This window comes from Cellulosimicrobium sp. SJTW-1, from assembly GCF_047716875.1.
In the GTDB taxonomy this organism is placed as follows: Bacteria; Actinomycetota; Actinomycetes; order Actinomycetales; family Cellulomonadaceae; genus Cellulosimicrobium; species Cellulosimicrobium funkei.
Genome location: NZ_CP136680.1, coordinates 1,587,270 through 1,604,845 on the forward strand (window position 1 = coordinate 1,587,270; position 17,576 = coordinate 1,604,845).

The following is a 17,576-nucleotide window of genomic DNA, read 5'->3' on the forward strand; positions in this document are numbered from 1 at the left end:
AGGGGTGGTCGGGGGACGGCGCGTCACAGCCGGCCGATGTCGAGCGAGCCGCTGCCCGCCTGCGACTGGTCGGAGCGGCGCGCACGGTCCAGGTACTCGTTCGCCTTCGTCGTCTCCGTCTCCAGGACGCCGATGGTCTGCGCCATGGAGTCGAGCGCCTGCGTCTTGAACGTCGAGATCGAGTCGAGCGTCGCGTAGATGTTCGCGAACGCCTGCTGGAGCTGCGGGAGCCCGACGGTCGCGCTCGCCGCCTGCTGCTGGATGCTCGCCGACTGGTCCGCCAGCATCTTCGAGGTCGACGCGATCATGTTCGACGTCGTCGTGTTGAGCGCCGTGATCTGGTCGAGCACGAGCTTCTGGTTCGCGAGCGCCTGCGCCACGATGACGGCGGTGCGCAGCGCCGAGATCGTCGTGGTCGTCGCGCGGTCGACGCCCTTGATCAGCTCGAGGTTGTTCTTCATGATGATGTCCATCGCGAGGTAGCCCTGGATGGACACCGCGAGCTGCGTGAGCAGGTCCTGGTGCTTCTGGCGCACGTAGAACAGCACGTCCTCGCGCAGCGCCTGGGCCCGCTCCGGGTCGCTCGCCTCGATCTCCGCGATCTTCGTGGACAGCTCGGTGTCGAGGCGCTCAGCGATGAAGATGTACTGGTTGAGCCGCGCCATCGTGTCCCAGAGGTTCTGCTTCTCCAGGTTGAGCGCCGCGTTGTCCTTGCGGAGCTCGTCCTGGCCGTTGTACAGCGACTGGACGATCGCGTTGAGCTGCTTCTGCGAGCTCTCGTAGCGGCGGAAGTAGTCCTGGAGCTTCCCGCCGAACGGGATGAGGCCCAGGAACTTCTTGCCGACGCTCGCCTCGCTCGGGTCGAGGTCCTCCACGGTGCGGCGCAGCTCGAGCAGCGACTTGCTCACCTTCGAGCTGTCGGACACGCCGCCCTCGCGCAGCTCCTTGACCGGCATCTCCAGCATGCGGTTGGAGACGTCGGCCGCGGCGCGGATGTCCTTGTCGCCCATCTTGCGGACGTCGTCCGCCTTCGCGCCGAACTCGGGGGAGCGGGTGTCCGTGGTCAGGAGCTGGTCGAGGTAGGACGACACCTTCGACTCGAGACCCGGGATGGCCGCCTCGTCGATGCGCGGCGCGAGCGCCGGGGCCTGGGTGGCCGCGACCGGCTTGACGGGCTCCGGGGCGCTGAGCGTGAGCGTCTCCGTCGGGGCGGGGGGCTGGAGCGGTGCTGCCTCGGTCATGTCGGTCCTTCGCTCGTGCGTGCCGTCGGACGCCGTCGGTGGCGGGTGGAGGACGCCCTCGCGGGCTCCCCCCTCGACCCGGGCGAACCGGGTGGAACCGGCCTGCGCCGGTCGGGCGAGTATATCTACGACCGGTGGCCGGATCTTTACCCTTTCCGGGGATCGGGAGGGTGAGAACTCCCCATGTCAGACCAACGTTCGGGCGGTCGGCGAGTTCCGCCGTCGGCTCGCGCGGGCACGTTCCGGGGACGCCCGGCTGTGCCGGACGTGAGCGGGACCCGGACGGCTGACGAGCCCTGGTCGCGGCCCACCTGCGACCGTCGGTCGCTCAGGGTCGGCGATCTGGTCCTTGCGCTCCGTCGACGGCACGAGGCTCCCGCTCCTGCCGACCGGACGTGAAGGCCTCCATCACGAGCTCCGCCGCTCGCACGTTCTCCTCGGGCACGTGCTCGTCGTAGAACCAGGTGCGCTCCTCGCCGTCGGGGGTGAGCGCGACGGTCACCGCTTCCGCGAACGCCTCCCGCGCGGGACGGAGGGTCGGCCGCTCGCGGTCGAGCTCGACCACGACCACGACCAGGTCCCGGAGGTCGTCCTCCGAGAGACCCAGCAGCGCGTCGAGCACGTGCCCGAGCTCGTGCCGCACCGTGGTGCGGACGTGCTGCTCGAGCAGCTCTCCGTCGACCGCGTCGCCGTCGTCACCGTAGGCGGCGACGTCCTCGACGATCCAGACCCGCGGCGCCTCCCCGGGCCGCACGACCGCGTCGGCGAAGCCCCACCACCCGACGCCGCCCGGGACGAACCGCCACCGCACGTCGCACACCGGTAGCCCGCGCGCCCCGAGCCGCTCGATCTCCTCCCATGCGATCGCGTTGACGACTCCCGCGACGTCGTCGGGCACGCACGACGTCCCGGGCGTCACGGGGGAGTAGGCGGCGAAACGTGGGGACGGGGCGGTCGCGGGCAGGTCGGCGCTCGCGGTCGAGCCGACGAGCGTGGCCGGGACGGCCAGGAGGAGGGCAGCGCAGAGCGCGCCACGGCGAGCGTGCCCCCAGCGACTCACGTACCGGAGAGAGGGACGTGCGCCGTTCCAGATACCCGGGTGAGGAAGAGCGCTGCCTCTGCCGGCACGAGCGTGTGGGGACCGTCGCGCCGCAGGCCCTTCCAGGCTCGCCCGGGCGTGATGTGCGTCGCGCGGGGGTCGCGCGTGGTGCCCCGAGCAGGACTCGAACCTGCAACCTACGGATTAGAAGGCCGTTGCTCTATCCATTGAGCTATCGAGGCGCGCGCCCATCGTAGTGGGAGCCGGGCGTGCTCGGGAGGTGGGGCCGCGGTGGTGGAGCCGCAGGTCGGGTGGTCGTGCGTCGTCCGGCGCGTGCGTTTGGCGGGGCCCTCGACAGCGGTCACTATGAACCAGTGAGAACCCCAGACGCCGCCACGAGCGACGCGAGCGCCACCTCGGCCGGCCGGTCGCCGGGCTCGTGGCGCCCCGCTCAGGCGACCGAGGAGCTCGGTGTCACGGTCTTCGACGTCGCGCGCGACCTGCGCCGCGACGTGGCGGACGTGCGCCTCCCGCTCGCGATCGACGGTGCGACCGAGGCCGACGCCTCGCGCCGTCGTCTGCTCACCCAGCTCGACGAGCACCTGCTGCCGCGGCTGCGGGAGCTGTCCTCGCCCGCGATCGTGGTCATCGCGGGGTCGACGGGGGCGGGCAAGTCGACGCTGTACAACTCGCTGCTCGGCGAGGAGGTGTCGCAGGCAGGCGTGCTGCGGCCCACGACGCGCGAGCCGGTGCTCGCGTTCAACCCGCTCGACGCGGACGTCATCGTCGAGGGCCCGGTGACGCGCGTGGCGCGCGTGATCGACCACGACGGCGTGCCGCGCGGCACGGGCCTGCTCGACGCCCCGGACCTCGACTCGCTGCTGTCGGAGAACCGCGACACGGCCAGCCTGCTCCTCGAGGCGGCGGACCTGTGGCTGTTCGTCACGACCGCGTCGCGCTACGGCGACGCGCTGCCGTGGCAGGCGCTGTCGCGCGCGAAGGAGCGCGGCGCGAGCGTCGCGATGGTCCTCAACCGCGTCCCGCGCGAGACGCTCACGACGATCCGCGGCGACCTGCTCCAGCGGCTGCGCGACCACGGCATGGACGGCGTGCCGCTGTTCGTCGTGCCCGACGTCGGCCCGCACGAGGGCTTGCTCGACCGCTCGGTCGTCGCGCCGGTCGCGCGCTGGCTGACGATGCTCGCGGGCCCGGACCGCTCCCGCGCGGTGATCGTGCGCACGCTCAAGGGGTCGCTCGCGGCCCTGCCCGACTGGGTCACCGGCGTCTCGGACGCGGTGGAGGAGCAGGTCGAGGCCGCGGCGGACCTGCGCTCCGCCGTCGAGCGGGCGCTGCCGCCCGTGCAGGAGACCGCGCGCCGCACCGCGCTGGACGGCGCCGTCGCGCACGGGTCGCTCGAGGCGCGCTGGGCCCAGGTGACGGGTGCCGCGCGCGTCGACCGCGTCAAGGTGCGGGGCGGCGTCGTGCGGTCGTCCCGCCGCCGGGGCCGCGCGCGCGACCTGGTGCTCGCCCCGCTGCTCGACGAGACCCGCGACGCGGCGCGGCGCACGCTCGCCGCGGACGGCGTCCTCGCGTACGAGGCGCTGCGGGCGGCGCTCGACGGCGACCGCCCGCTGCCCGGCGGGGCCGCCGTCCTGCCCGCCGAGGACGCCGCCGCCGCGCGCCGGGAGGCGTCCGCGACGACCCAGGTGCAGCAGTGGGCGACGCGCGCCGAGCACGTGGTGGCCGCGTTCGGCGCGCCGTCGGCGTCGGAGGCGGGCCGTGCCGCGGTGAAGGCGTTCGGGGAGACGGGCGTCGCGGCGCTGCTCCTCGCCGGCGCGGCAGGGAACGACGACGCCGCCCGGCTCGTGCGCACCGTGCTCGCGGACGAGGGCGACGAGGCGGTCGCCGCGCTGCGCGACGACCTCGCCGACCGGGCCGCGACCATGGTCGAGCGGGAGGCCGAGCCGGTCCTCACGACGCTCGCCGACCCTGCGCTCGCCGCGGACGCCGCCGTCGGCCTGCGCCTACGACTCGCCGAGCTGAGGAGGCTCATGTGACGTCCCACGACGCCCAGCTGCGCGCCCGGGTCGACGACCTCGCGCGCGCGGTGGACCTCGCGGGCGACCGCCTCGACCCCGCCGTCGCGGCCCAGGTGCGCGACGCGATCGGCGGCGTGCGCGAACGGCTCGCGCTCGGCGTCGACCACACCGTCGTCGCGCTCGCGGGCGGCACCGGGTCGGGCAAGTCCAGCCTCTTCAACCGGGTGTCGCGCCTCGACTTCGCGGACGTCGGCGTCAAGCGGCCCACGACGGCCCGGGTCACGGCGTGCTCGTGGAGCGACGCCGCGACGGCGCTGCTCGACTGGCTCGACGTCGACCCCGAGCGTCGTATCACGCGCGACGGCGAGCTCGACGCCGAGGACGAGTCGGCGCTCGGCGGCCTCGTCCTGCTCGACCTCCCGGACCACGACTCGATCGAGCCCGCCCACCGCGCCGTCGTGGACCGGGTGCTGCCGCTCGTCGACCTGCTCGTGTGGGTCGTCGACCCGCAGAAGTACGCCGACGACGCGCTGCACTCGGGCTACCTGCAGAAGTCGACGGGGCTCGAGGGCTCCATGGTCGTCGCGCTCAACCAGATCGACACCGTCCCCGAGGCACGCCGCGCGTCGCTCGTCGAGGACATGGGCCGCCTCCTGCAGGAGGACGGGCTCGACGGCGTCTACGTCACCACCGTCTCCGCGCGCACCGGCGAGGGCCTGGACGAGCTGCGGTCGCTGCTCGAGCAGGCGGTCGCGCGACGCAGCGTCGCCGCGAGCCGCGTCGCGGGCGAGCTCGACCGCGCCGGGGCGCTCCTCCTGGAGCAGCTCCCGGGCGACGTCCCGTGGACGATGAGCACGGCCGTCGAGGAGGAGGTCGACGCGCTCGCCGACGCGACGGGCCTCGCCGCGGTCGCGGGCCAGGTCGGCGCGGCCGTGCGCAACGGGTACGGGCGGCCCGAGTTCTCGCCGCCGCAGCCCGACGCCGTCGCCCTGTCGCGCTCGCGCTGGCTCGCGCGCGCGGGGCGCTCGCTGCGGTCCGGCTGGCAGAAGGCCCTCGACGAGGCCGTCGCGCCGTCTCCGCGCGTCGCCGAGGCGACGCGGTCCGCGCTCGCGAAGATCCCCCTCGACACGCGCGGGCCGTCGTCCTCGCGCCCCACGCGGCGCGCGGCCTGGTCGGCGCTCGCGGTCGGGGTCGTGGCGGGGGTCCTGGCGGTGCTCGGGTCGCTGCGCGTGCTCGACCTCGGGCGCACGCTCGTCACGGTGTGCGCGGTCGTGGCGGCGGTCGCCGTCCTGGGCGCCGTGGTCGCGTTCCTCGTCGCGCTCCAGGTGCGGCGCACGCTCGCCCGACGCCGGGAGCAGCAGGTCCTCGCCTCCGGGCGGGGCGCGATCGAGCGCGTCGTGCAGGACGCGATGGGCCGGCCCACCCAGGAGCTCCTCGACCTGCACCGGCAGGTGCGCGAGCTGGCGCAGTCCGCGCGGGACAAGACCCCCGCCGCACCGCTCACCGGGGCCCTACGGCTACCCCCAGGCATGGACGGCGCAGGCTCGTCCACAGGCGAGGGCCCGACGCCGGACGCCCCCGCCGCTCCCACCGCACCCTGAGGCGGTGGCCGGGACCAGCCTGGCCGTCGACCTCAGGAGGAACCATGCCCGGTGACGTCACGGTCACGCTGTCCGGCTTCGTCGCGACCACGCCCACGCTGTTCCGCTCGCAGTCGGGCAACGACTTCACGAGCTTCCGGATCGCCCAGACCCGGCGCTACCTCGACCGCGAGCGCGGTGAGTGGGTCGACGGGCGCACGCTGTGGTTCACGGTCAAGGCGTGGAAGAACACCGCGCGCAACGTCGCGCTCTCGCTCCACAAGGGCGACCCGGTCGTCGTCACGGGCCGGCTCTCGCTCGACGAGTGGGACGGCCCGGACGGCCCGCGCACGAGCCTCGTCGTCGAGGCGACGGCGCTCGGCCCGGACCTCACGCTCGGCGAGGCGCGGTTCACGCGCACGGTGCACCGCCGCGACGACGACGCCACGCGCCGCACCGAGGGCGGCCCCGCCGACGCGGTCGACGGCGTCCCGCCCGCTGCGGCCGGCACGCTCGACCCGACCGGCGTGCCTGACGCCGCGGGTGGGGGCGAGGCGGGCGCGGGGCCGGGCGACCGCGGCGGTGAGTCCGCCCCCGGCGAGCCCGCTCTCGACGAGCCTCCCGCCGACGACCCCTGGGCGACGGCGGACGTCGCGGCGGCGCTGGGCGGGGAGCCCGACGCGTCGGGCGCCCGTGCGCCGCGTGCCCGCACCGCCCGGAAGGGGAGCGCGACGGCGGCCGCCTGAGCCGTGGGACGGGACGGCGTCGTGACCTTCGACCGGTCGCGGCGCCGTCGGGCGCGTCCCGGCGGCCCGACCGCGTAGGCTGAGTGGTCGACGAATCCCGTACCTCTCCCGACCGAAACGGTGGAACGACAGGCTGTGGCTGAGTTCATCTACTCCATGTACAAGGCGCGCAAGGCGCACGGAGACAAGGTCATCCTCGACGACGTCTCCCTGAACTTCCTGCCCGGCGCCAAGATCGGCGTCGTGGGCCCCAACGGCGCCGGGAAGTCCACGATCCTCAAGATCATGGCCGGCCTGGACACGCCCTCGAACGGTGAGGCGCGCCTCTCCCCGGGGTACAGCGTCGGCATCCTGCTGCAGGAGCCGCCGCTCAACGAGGAGAAGACGGTGCTCGGCAACGTCCAGGAGGCCGTTGCCGACATCCTCGCCAAGAAGCAGCGCTTCGACGAGATCTCCGCGCTCATGGCGGAGCCCGACGCGGACTTCGACGCGCTCCTCGCCGAGATGGGCACGCTCCAGGAGGCGATCGACGCCGCCGACGCGTGGGACCTCGACTCGCAGCTCGAGCAGGCGATGGACGCGCTGCGCTGCCCGCCGCCGGACGCCGACGTGTCGGTGCTCTCCGGTGGTGAGCGACGCCGCGTCGCGCTGTGCAAGCTCCTGCTCGAGAAGCCGGACCTGCTGCTGCTCGACGAGCCCACGAACCACCTGGACGCCGAGTCCGTGCTCTGGCTCGAGCAGCACCTCGCGACGTACCCGGGCGCAATCCTCGCCGTCACGCACGACCGCTACTTCCTCGACCACGTCGCGGAGTGGATCTGCGAGGTCGACCGTGGGCGCCTCTACCCGTACGAGGGCAACTACTCGACGTACCTGGAGAAGAAGCAGGAGCGTCTCCAGGTCCAGGGCAAGAAGGACGCGAAGCTCGCCAAGCGCCTGAAGGACGAGCTCGAGTGGGTCCGCTCGAACGCGAAGGGCCGCCAGACCAAGTCGAAGGCGCGTCTCGCCCGCTACGAGGAGATGGCTGCTGAGGCCGAGCGCACGAGGAAGCTCGACTTCGAGGAGATCCAGATCCCGCCGGGCCCGCGCCTGGGCAACCTGGTCCTCGAGGCGTCGAACCTCCAGAAGGGCTTCGACGGCCGCCAGCTCATCGACGGCCTGAGCTTCACGCTGCCGCGCAACGGCATCGTCGGTGTCATCGGCCCGAACGGCGTCGGTAAGACGACGCTGTTCAAGACGATCGTCGGGCTCGAGCCGCTGGACGGCGGCGAGCTCAAGGTCGGCGAGACCGTGTCGATCTCGTACGTCGACCAGTCGCGCGGCGGTATCGACCCGAAGAAGACGCTGTGGGAGGTCGTGTCCGACGGCCTCGACTTCATCAAGGTCGGCAACGTCGAGATCCCGTCGCGCGCGTACGTCGCGTCGTTCGGGTTCAAGGGCCCGGACCAGCAGAAGCCTGCGGGCGTCCTGTCGGGTGGTGAGCGCAACCGCCTCAACCTCGCGCTGACGCTCAAGCAGGGCGGCAACCTCCTGCTGCTCGACGAGCCGACGAACGACCTCGACGTCGAGACGCTGGGCTCGCTCGAGAATGCGCTGCTCGAGTTCCCGGGCTGCGCCGTCGTGGTGTCCCACGACCGGTGGTTCCTCGACCGCGTGGCGACCCACATCCTCGCGTACGAGGGCACCGAGGAGAACCCGGCGAGCTGGTACTGGTTCGAGGGCAACTTCGCCTCCTACGAGGAGAACAAGGTGGAGCGTCTCGGCGCGGAGGCGGCCCGCCCGCACCGCGTGACGTACCGCAAGCTCACGCGCGACTGAGCGACCGTCGTCGTACGGATCGGCTACGACGCCGGGCGGGACCCGTTCCCGCCCGGCGTCGGCGCGTCCGGGCCCGTCCTGGCCGCCGCCCGAGGAGGTGCTGCGGCGTCACCCTCTGCCGCGCGACGCCGAGCCCGACGCCGTGACCTCCTACCTCGCCGCGCTGACCGGCTACTTCCTCAAGTCCTCGCTCGACCCGGCGCCGCCGGGCATCCCGCACCTGCGCGCGTTCCAGCGGGCGCAGGCCGAGGTCGGGGTCGCGTGGCTCCGGCACCGCCTGGGGGAGTGACCCTCCGCGAGACCGGCTCGTGCGGTCGCGGTCGCCCCTCGCAGGGGCGGTCTCGACCCGTGCGCGTCGATCTCGCCGGGTGCGGGGGACGGCCGTGCCGTGTCCCATCGGGCCTGGCCAGCGGCATTCCGGCAGACTGACGGGATGACGGCCAGCGGTGACTCCGGAGACGACGCGGTCCGTCCGGACGCGCCGACCCCCGACGGCACGCGCCCCGACGGACCGCGCGCCGGCGGGGTCGCGGCGAGCGCCTCGGCGACCACGGGGCTCGTCGAGGCGCTGGAGATCCTGCGGGGGCGGCTCGCCGCCACGCGGCTCCCGCTCGACCTGCCCGGCGCGGCGCTCGCGCGCGAGGACCTCGGCCTCGCGGTCCACCAGCTCGACGACTACCTGCTACCCCGGCTGCGCTCGCACGCGGCTCCGCTGCTCGTCGTCGTCGGCGGGTCGACCGGAGCGGGGAAGTCGACGCTCGTGAACTCCCTCCTCGGCGAGCACGTCTCGGCGCCCGGCGTGCTGCGCCCGACGACGCGGGCTCCCGTCCTCGTCCACCACCCGCTCGACGAGCGCTGGTTCTCGACCGACCGCGTGCTGCCCGGTCTCGCGCGCGTGAGCGAGCACGGCGCGCGGTCGGCGGCCCCCGGCACGCCGACCGGCACCCCGACCGGTCCCGGGACCAGGCCCGGCGAGCCCGCCACGCCGCCCGACCCGACGCGCACGCTGCGCCTCGTCGCGAGCGACGCGCTGCCGCAGGGCCTCGCGCTCGTGGACGCGCCCGACGTCGACTCCGTGGAGACGGCGAACCGCGAGCTCGCCGCGCAGCTCCTCGCCGCGGCCGACCTGTGGCTGTTCGTCACGACGGCCGCCCGCTACGCCGACGCCGTCCCGTGGGACCTCCTGCACCGTGCCGCCGAGCGCCGTGCGCAGGTCGCGATGGTCCTCGACCGGGTCGACCCGGGCACCGAGGCCGTGGCGGACGACCTGCGCCGGATGATGGACGAGAACGGCCTCGACGCCGCGACGCTCTTCGTCGTGGGAGAGTCCGAGCTCGTCGACGGCTTCCTCCCCGAGCGGGCGGTCGCCGCGGTGGCGTCGTGGCTGTCCGCGCTCGGGGCGGACGGCGACGAGCGGGACCGGGTCGCGACCGCGACGCGCGACGGGGTCGTGGACGACCTCGTGCGCCGGGCGGTCCTCGTGGCGGGTGCGGCCGACGCGCAGGCGGCGTCGGACGCGCGCCTGCGCGCCGTCGTCGAGCGCGCGTACGACGAGGCGGCGACGACCGTGGACGCCGCGACGAGCGACGGGGCGCTGCTGCGCGGCGAGGTGCTCGCGCGCTGGCAGGACTTCGTGGGCACGAGCGAGCTGTTCCGCTCCGTCGAGCAGGGCGTCGGTCGGGTCCGCGACGCGCTCGCGGCGTTCTTCCGCGGGCGGCCGGCGCAGGCGCCGCAGGTCGAGCAGGCGATCGCGCACGGCCTGGAGGCGGTGGTCCTGGACGCGACGGACGTCGCGGCCGAGCGCGCCTACGGCGGGTGGCGCGCGGACCCCGCGGGGTCGGCCCTGCTCGACGGGCTCGACCTGGCGCGGTCGTCCGCGGGCGTGCGGGTGCGCGTCGCGGAGGAGATCCGGGGCTGGCAGTCCGACGTCCTCGACCTCGTGCGCGAGCAGGGAGCGGGCAAGCGCGGCGCCGCGCGGGCGTTGTCCTTCGGCATCAACGGGCTGGGGCTGAGCCTCATGGTCGTGGTGTTCGCCTCGACCGGCGGGCTGACGGGCGCCGAGGTCGGGATCGCGGGCGGGACGGCGATCCTCGCGCAGAAGCTCCTGGAGGCCGTGTTCGGCGACGACGCGGTGCGGCGCCTCACGCGGACCGCGCGCGAGCGGCTCGCGGTGCGGGTGCGCGTGGTGCTCGACGACGAGGCGCTGCGCTACACCGCGCAGCTCGACGCCCTCGGGACGGCCGACGCCGACGAGACCGCCCGCTCGGTCCTCGAGGCGGCGCGCGCGGTCGAGGCCGCGGCCCGGGTCGAGCGGTCCGCACGCCCCGCCGTCGCGGCCGGTGCGGACGGCGGCCGGACCGCCGTGGGTCGGCACGCCGCGCGTCTCCTGCGCGGCGCGGGGTGGACCCCGCCGCCTCCGGACGAGTCCGCGGTCGCGCCGGGGGACGAGGCGGCAGAGCCGGCCCGGCGGCCGGGGTTCTGGCGCCGCCTGCTGGGGGGTGAGCAGGCATGACGATCGACCTCGCGGCGCGCACGACCGCGCTGGAGACCGCCGTGCGCGCGGGGGAGGGGCGCGTCGACGCCGACCTGCTCGCCGACGCGCGGACCGTCGTCGCCCGCGCGCGCGAGCGGGCCGGGCTGTCGGCCGACCACACCGTCGTCGCGCTCGCGGGTGCGACCGGCTCCGGCAAGTCGTCGGTGTTCAACGCGCTCGCGGGCACCGAGCTCGCGACGGTCGGGGTGCAGCGGCCCACGACGTCCCACCCGCTCGCCGCGGTGTGGGGCGCGTCGGGACCCGCCGCCGGCCCGGCGGGACCGGCCGCCCTCCTCGACTGGCTCGAGGTGCGGCGACGGCACGAGATGGGCACCCCGCTCACCTCCGGGGACCCGGGCGACGCGCGCGCGGGCGGCGGCCTGCGCGCGCTCCTGCGCGGTCGCCGCGCGGGCGAGCTGACGAGCGGCCTCGTGCTGCTCGACCTGCCCGACCACGACTCGGTCGTCGTCGAGCACCGCGTGCGCGCGGAACGCCTCGTCGAGCGCGCCGACCTGCTCGTGTGGGTCGTCGACCCGCAGAAGTACGCGGACGCCGCGCTGCACGAGCGCTACCTGCGCCCGCTCGCGGGGCACGGCTCGGTCGTCGTCCTCGTGCTCAACCAGGTGGACCGGCTCACGCCCGCCGACGCCGACGCGTGCCTCGCCGACCTGCGCCGGCTCGCGGCCGAGGACGGGCTCGCCGACGCGCGCGTGCTCGGCGTCTCGGCCCGCACCGGCCAAGGGCTGGACGAGCTACGGGGGCTGCTCGCGGACGCCGCGGCCCGGCGGCGTGCGTCGAACGACCGGCTCGCGGCCGACGTGCGCGCGGTCGCGCGCCGCGTCGCGGCGGCGTGCGGGGAGCCCGTCCCGGAGCGCGCGGCGCGACGGGCACGTGACGGCCTCGTCGACGCCCTGGAGGCCGCGGCGGGCGTCCCGACGGTCGTCGCCGCCGTGCGCGGCTCGGCCGTGCGGGACGCGCGCGCCGCGACGGGCTGGCCCGTGACGCGCTGGGTCGGCCGGTTCCGGCCCGACCCGCTGCGCCGCATCGGGCTGCGCACTGGCCCCGCGCCGGGCTCGGCCCGCGCGCGGGCGGCGAAGGAGCTGGGCACGGCCGAGACCGCGAGCCGGCCCGAGCTCGCGCGGACCTCGCTCCCGGCGGTCGGTGCCGCGCTGCGGGCCGGTGCCCAGACGGCGGTGCGCGACTACGCGGCCGAGGCCACCGCGGCCGTGCCGGACGACTGGGCGCTCGCCGTGCGCCGTCGGGCGTCCGAGGGTGCGGCGGACCTCGCCGACGCGCTCGACCAGGCCGTCGCGGGGACGGAGCTCGAGGCGGCCCGCCGTCCGGTGTGGTGGCGCGTCGTCGGCGCGTTCCAGTGGCTCGTGCTCGCGGCGCTCGTCGTGGGCCTGCTGTGGCTCGCCGCGCTGTGGGGGTTCACCTACCTGCGCCTGCCCGAGCCGCCGACGCCGGTCCTCACGCTCGGCGGTCCCGGAGCCCCGGAGCTGCCGTGGCCGACGTTGCTCGCGCTCGGGGGGATCGTCGTGGGCGTGCTCGTCGCGCTCGTGTCCCGCGCCGCGGCCGCGGTGGGCGGACGACGGCGGGCGGCGCGCGCCCGACGGCGGCTGCGCGACGCCGTCGGCCAGGTGGCCGACCGACTCGTGCGGCTCCCCGTGGGCGAGGAGCTCTCCGCGCTCGCGAGCTGCCGCGCCGCGGCTCTCGTCGCCGCGTCCTGACCGTCCGACCTCCAGTCGCCGAGCACGAGGTTGCTGTCGTCCTGGGCGCCAGGACGACGGCAACCTCGTGCTCGGCGCGGAGGAGCCTCGTGGTCGGCGGGCCGGTGGAGAATGGACCCGGTCCGGTGACCGGGGCACCTGTCCCGCCGGTCGCGCCGGGCCGCACCGTCGAGCGAGAGGACCCTCCATGACCCGTCTGCACGTCCCCGTCTCCCTGCGGTGGTCGGACCTCGACGCGTACGCGCACGTCAACAACGTCGAGATGTTCCGCCTGCTGGAGGACGCCCGCATCACCGCGTTCTGGACCCACCCGGACGCGGGGGAGGACGCCTGGCCGACGGCCGTCCTGGAGACCGGCCCGCACGCGACGAGCCACACGCTCGTCGCCCGGCAGGAGATCGAGTACCTGCGCCCGCTCGGGTTCACGCGCACGCCCGTCCGCGTCGAGCTGTGGATCGGGCACCTCGGCGGGGCCAGCCTGGAGGTCTGCTACGAGGTGCACGACGGCGCCGCGCGCTTCGAGCGCACCGGCCCCACCTCGGGCGGCGCCCCGTACGCGAAGGCCGCGACGACGATCGTCGTGGTCGACGCCGCGACGGGCTCGCCCCGACGCATCAGCGAGGCCGAGCGCGCGGCGTGGGAGCCGTTCGTCGAGGAGCCGCTGACGTTCCGCCGGCGCCGCTGAGCCCTCGGAGCGGCGGCGTGCGTCGCCGCTCCGGTCAGCCCGCCTCTCGGCCGTCCCGCGGCCGGTCCGCGGAGGGGCGACCGCTGCGCGCGGCGCGCTCGGCGGCCTCGGCGACGTTGCGCTGCATCCCGCCGAACACCACGCCGTGGAACGGCTTGACGGCCCACCAGTAGAGCTGGCCCGCGAGCCCGTGCGGGTGGAACAGCGCGCGCTGCGCGAAGTAGGTCCGGCCCGGCCCGCTGGCGTCCTCCGGCGAGGGCCCCGGGGCGTCGGGGTCCGTCGCGTCGGGGAGCTCGGCCGCCGCCTCGTCGACGCGCAGCTCGAGCCACGCGAGGCCCGGGAGCCGCATCTCGGCGCGCAGCAGGAGCCGACGCCCGGGCTCGATCGCCTCGACGCGCCACCAGTCGAGCTCGTCGTCGACGCGGAGGTAGCGCTCGTCGCGCCGGCCGCGGCGCAGGCCCGGCCCGCCGACGACCCGGTCCATGAGGCCGCGCACGCGCCACGCGAGCGACCACGAGTACCAGCCGCCCTGCCCGCCGATCTCCTCGATCACGCGCCAGAGCACCTCGCGCGGCGCGTCCACGACGGTGCGGCGCTCGTCCACGTAGAGCGAGCCGCCCGCCCAGTCGGGGTCGCTCGGCAGCGGGTCCGACGGCGCCCCGGGCACCGACGCGGACGACCAGCGCGTCGTGACCTCGCCGTCGTGGATGCGCTCCAGCGCGAGCTCGACGGCCCGGTCGAACCCGATGAGCCCCTCGGGCGGGTCGGGCACGTACTGCGCGATGTCGTGCTCGTGGCACACGACCTCGTGCTGGAGCGACTCGACGAGGGGTCGGGCGATGCCGCTCGGCACGGGCGTGACGAGCCCGACCCAGTGCGACGACAGCCGGGGCGTGAGCACCGGCACGCTGACGATGCGCCGTCGGGGGAGGTTCGCCACGCGCGCGTACCGCTGCATCATGTCGCGGTAGGTGAGCACGTCGGGGCCGCCGATGTCGAAGCCGCGCGACACGTCGTCGGGCATCGAGGCCGAGCCGACGAGGTAGCGCAGCACGTCGCGGACCGCGATCGGCTGGATGCGGTTGTCGACCCACTTCGGGGTCGTCATGGCCGGGAGCCGCTCGGTGAGGTAGCGCATCATCTCGAACGACGCGGAGCCCGAGCCGAGGATGACCGCGGCGCGCAGGACGGTCGTCGGGACGCCCGACGCGAGCAGGATCTCCCCGACCTCCTTGCGCGACGCGAGGTGCGGCGACAGCTCGCCCTCCGGCACGTCGGGGAACAGCCCGCCGAGGTAGACGATGCGCCGCACGCCGGCCTCGCGCGCCGCGCGCGCGAACGTCAGCGCGGTGCGCCTGTCGCGGACCTCGAACGTGCGCCCGGTGCCGAGCGAGTGCACGAGGTAGTACGCCACGTCGGCGCCCTGGAGCGCCGCCCGGATCTGGTCCAGGTCGCTCGCGTCGGCCTCGACGAGCTCGACGTCGTCCACCCACTCGCGGCCCGCGAGCCGCTCGGGGTGCCGGGCGAGCGCGCGGACCTCGAAGCCGGCGCGGAGCAGCTCGGGCACGAGCCGCCCGCCGACGTACCCGGTGACCCCGGTGACCGCGGCCCTCATCCGAGGAGCTCCAGGACCTCGCGCTCGGCGCGCGTCTGCGAGCGCGTCGACCCGATGGTCTCGCCCCGCTCCCACAGGTCGAACAGCCGCGGGTCGATGTACGACGACCTCGCCACGGCGGGCGTGTTCCCGAGCTCCTCCGCGACGTCCTTGACGATCCCCGTGACGACGCGGCGCCGGGCGCGCTCGGACGCGGGCGCCGTGCCGGCGTCGGCGAGGGCGCGCGCCGCGAGCACCGTCGCGTGCCACGTGCGGAAGTCCTTGGGCGTCGCGTCGTCGCCCAGGCGCTCCTTGATGCCGGCCTGGACGTCGGCGCTCGTGACGTCGTGCCACACCGCGCTGCCGGTCGCGTCCGCGTCGCGCCACGCGAGCAGCTCGACGCCGCCCCGGCGTCGCTTGAGCGTCGTCACGAGCTCGGCGACCACCGGGTCCTCGACGACGACGTCACGCACCTGGCCCGACTTCGCCGGGTAGTGGAAGTGCACGCTCCCGTCGCGGCGGACGCGCGCGTGCTCCTTGCGGATCGTGGCGAGGCCGTAGCTGTTGTTCTGCTTCGCGTAGATCTCGCCGCCCGCCCGGAAGTACGCGAGGTCGAGCAGCCGGAACGCGAGCGCCAGCACCTTCTCGCGCGGCATGCCGGGGAGCTCGAGCTCGCGCGCGACCCGGCGCCGGGCGGCGGGCAGGCGACGGCCGACGTCGAGCACGTGGTCGTGCTTGCGTCGGGCCCGCCGCACCTGCCACTGCTCGTGGTAGAGGTACTGGCCGCGCCCGGCGACGTCCCGGCCGAACGCCTGGATGTGGCCGTTGGGGTACCGGCAGATCCAGACGTCGGACCACGCGGGCGGGACGGCGAGGCGCTCGCAGCGCGCGACCTCCTCCTCGTCGGCCAGGGGCAGGCCCTCGACGTCGAGGAACACCCACGCGTCGCCCTTCGGGCGGCGGGTGTACCCCGGCGAGGTCACGGTCACGCGGCGCAGTCGCACCAGGACAGTGTCGGGCCGACGCGCGTCCGTCGCCCGTCAGAGCGCGGGGAGGCGGACCATGCCCTCCTGGGCGATCGACGCGACGAGCGTGCCGTCCTGCGCGAACACCCGCGCGGCGCCGAGCCCTCGGCCGCCCTGGGCGCTCGGGGCCGACTGCGCGTAGAGCAGCCACTCGTCCACGCGCACGTCGCGGTGCCACCACATCGCGTGGTCGAGGCTCGCGATCGACATGTCGGGCGTGACCCAGCTCGTGCCCGCCTGGCGCAGGATCGGCTCGAGCATGACCTGGTCGCACGCGTACGCCATGAGCGCACGGTGCAGCAGCTGGTCGTCGCCGACGTCGCCCCGCGCGCGCATCCACACCATCTGGTGGTCCTTGGGCTCGTGGTCCGGGTGCAGGTAGAGCGACCCGCCCACGTGCCGCAGCTCGAACGCCGAGTGGTGCGACCAGAACCGCGCGATGGGGTGGTCGATGCCGCCGAGCACGTCGAGCGCGGACGGCACGTCCTCGGGGGCCGGGGCGGCGGGCATCTCGGACGCGTGCTCGATGCCGCCCTGCTCCTCCTGGAACGAGGAGATCATCGACAGGATCGGCTTGCCGTGCTGGATCGCGTGCGTCCGCCGGGCGCTGAACGAACGCCCGTCGCGCAGCCGCTCGACCGCGAAGTCGATCGGCACGTCGAGGCCGCCGGGGCGCAGGAAGTACCCGTGCAGCGAGTGGGGGAGCCGGCCCTCGGGGACGGTGCGGCCCGCGGCGAGGACCGCCTGCGCGAGCACCTGCCCGCCGTAGACGCGGCCCGTCGGCTGGTGCACGGAGACCCCGCGGAAGTGCTCCGGGTCGGCGGCCGACCCGTCGCCGTCGCCGACCCGCTCGAGGCGCAGCACGTCGAGGAGGTGGCTCAGCGGGTTCGGGACCTGCTCGCGCGGGGCGGCGTCCGACGTCGGGCCGGGGGAGGCCGAGGAGGTCGACGGCGGGGTGGGCTCGGGGGTCACGGGTGGGGGCTCCTTCGCTCGGGCGGCGGGTCGGTCAGTCCTCGAAGGTGTTGAGGAGGGAGTGCGCCGCGCGCTCCAGATAGTCCCACAGCGTCGCCTCCTGGATCGGCGGCAGGTCCAGGGTGTCGACGGCGGCGCGCATGTGCGCGAGCCAGCGGTCGCGCGCGTCGGGGTTGACCTTGAAGGGCGCGTGCCGCATGCGCAGGCGCGGGTGGCCGCGCTGCTCGCTGTACGTCGTCGGGCCGCCCCAGTACTGCTCGAGGAACGCGGTGAGCCGCCAGCGCGCCGGGCCGAGGTCCTCCTCGGGGTACATGGGCCGCATGACCGGGTCGTCCGCGACGCCCTCGTAGAACGCGTCGACGAGGCGCACGAACGTCTCGTGCCCGCCGACCTCGTCGTAGAACGTGCGGCTCGGGCGGACCGGCGCGGTCGCACCCGCGGGGTCGGCCGGCGCGCCGTTCGACAGTCCGGCGACGGGCAGCGTCGGGCGGGGGGTGGGCTCGGTCGTCACCGGCCCATCATCGCACCGGCGGCGGCGCGCTCCCGAGCCCGGAGCCGCCGCCCGGGGCGGTCC

General features: G+C 75.3%; 14 protein-coding genes and 1 tRNA gene. 8 read left to right on the plus strand and 7 right to left on the minus strand.

The window, feature by feature from the left end:
* Positions 1-23 precede the first annotated feature (23 nt).
* From RSE42_RS07215 to RSE42_RS07225, 3 genes are all read right to left on the minus strand, one after another.
* Positions 24-1,241, minus strand: a complete 1,218-nt coding sequence (locus RSE42_RS07215) for a toxic anion resistance protein (protein WP_021482025.1) — start codon at positions 1,239-1,241, stop codon at positions 24-26.
* Between the two features lie 328 nt (positions 1,242-1,569).
* Positions 1,570-2,139, minus strand: a complete 570-nt coding sequence (locus RSE42_RS07220; RefSeq protein WP_415298405.1) for a hypothetical protein — start codon at positions 2,137-2,139, stop codon at positions 1,570-1,572.
* 307 nt (positions 2,140-2,446) lie between these two features.
* Positions 2,447-2,522: transfer RNA gene (locus RSE42_RS07225), tRNA-Arg, on the minus strand.
* A 132-nt stretch (positions 2,523-2,654) separates the two neighbouring features.
* On the opposite strand from RSE42_RS07225, the gene RSE42_RS07230 reads away from it, so the two are divergent.
* The 8 genes from RSE42_RS07230 (at position 2,655) to RSE42_RS07265 (ending at position 13,411) form a co-directional block, all read left to right on the plus strand.
* Entirely contained in the window at positions 2,655-4,337 is a 1,683-nt protein-coding gene (locus tag RSE42_RS07230; protein ID WP_415298407.1) for a GTPase, read from the plus strand.
* Positions 4,334-5,920 carry an ABC transporter gene (locus RSE42_RS07235; RefSeq protein WP_076406691.1) on the plus strand — a complete coding sequence of 529 codons (1,587 nt, stop codon included), beginning with the start codon at positions 4,334-4,336 and terminating at the stop codon, positions 5,918-5,920. Before RSE42_RS07230 ends, RSE42_RS07235 begins: the two co-directional genes overlap by 4 nt.
* 44 nt (positions 5,921-5,964) lie before the next feature.
* On the plus strand, positions 5,965-6,645 hold the full coding sequence (locus RSE42_RS07240; protein WP_415298409.1) for a single-stranded DNA-binding protein: 681 nt from the start codon (positions 5,965-5,967) through the stop codon (positions 6,643-6,645).
* 135 nt (positions 6,646-6,780) lie between these two features.
* Entirely contained in the window at positions 6,781-8,463 is a 1,683-nt protein-coding gene (gene ettA / locus RSE42_RS07245; RefSeq protein ID WP_021483138.1) for an energy-dependent translational throttle protein EttA, read from the plus strand.
* Positions 8,464-8,605: 142 nt separating this feature from the next.
* Positions 8,606-8,752 carry a hypothetical protein gene (locus tag RSE42_RS07250; RefSeq protein ID WP_157446645.1) on the plus strand — a complete coding sequence of 49 codons (147 nt, stop codon included), beginning with the start codon at positions 8,606-8,608 and terminating at the stop codon, positions 8,750-8,752.
* Positions 8,753-8,896: 144 nt separating this feature from the next.
* Positions 8,897-10,975, plus strand: coding sequence for a dynamin family protein (locus RSE42_RS07255; RefSeq protein WP_415298411.1), 2,079 nt, complete (start codon positions 8,897-8,899; stop codon positions 10,973-10,975).
* Positions 10,972-12,726, plus strand: a complete 1,755-nt coding sequence (locus RSE42_RS07260; protein WP_415298413.1) for a GTPase — start codon at positions 10,972-10,974, stop codon at positions 12,724-12,726. Before RSE42_RS07255 ends, RSE42_RS07260 begins: the two co-directional genes overlap by 4 nt.
* A gap of 187 nt (positions 12,727-12,913) precedes the next feature.
* Complete coding sequence (locus RSE42_RS07265) at positions 12,914-13,411, plus strand: acyl-CoA thioesterase (protein WP_043658693.1); 498 nt, start codon at positions 12,914-12,916, stop codon at positions 13,409-13,411.
* A 34-nt stretch (positions 13,412-13,445) separates the two neighbouring features.
* Here RSE42_RS07265 and RSE42_RS07270 read toward each other — a convergent pair whose 3' ends face one another.
* From RSE42_RS07270 to RSE42_RS07285, 4 genes are all read right to left on the minus strand, one after another.
* Positions 13,446-15,026 carry an SDR family oxidoreductase gene (locus tag RSE42_RS07270; protein ID WP_415298415.1) on the minus strand — a complete coding sequence of 527 codons (1,581 nt, stop codon included), beginning with the start codon at positions 15,024-15,026 and terminating at the stop codon, positions 13,446-13,448.
* Positions 15,023-16,012 (minus strand): DNA topoisomerase IB, encoded by a 990-nt coding sequence (locus RSE42_RS07275; RefSeq protein WP_043658689.1) that lies wholly within the window; start codon positions 16,010-16,012, stop codon positions 15,023-15,025. Before RSE42_RS07275 ends, RSE42_RS07270 begins: the two co-directional genes overlap by 4 nt.
* A 33-nt stretch (positions 16,013-16,045) precedes the next feature.
* A complete protein-coding gene (locus RSE42_RS07280) occupies positions 16,046-16,894 on the minus strand; it encodes an acyl-CoA thioesterase (protein ID WP_415298846.1) in 849 nt (282 codons plus the stop codon).
* Positions 16,895-17,036: 142 nt separating this feature from the next.
* Positions 17,037-17,468 (minus strand): globin, encoded by a 432-nt coding sequence (locus tag RSE42_RS07285; protein ID WP_086151515.1) that lies wholly within the window; start codon positions 17,466-17,468, stop codon positions 17,037-17,039.
* Positions 17,469-17,576 lie beyond the last annotated feature (108 nt).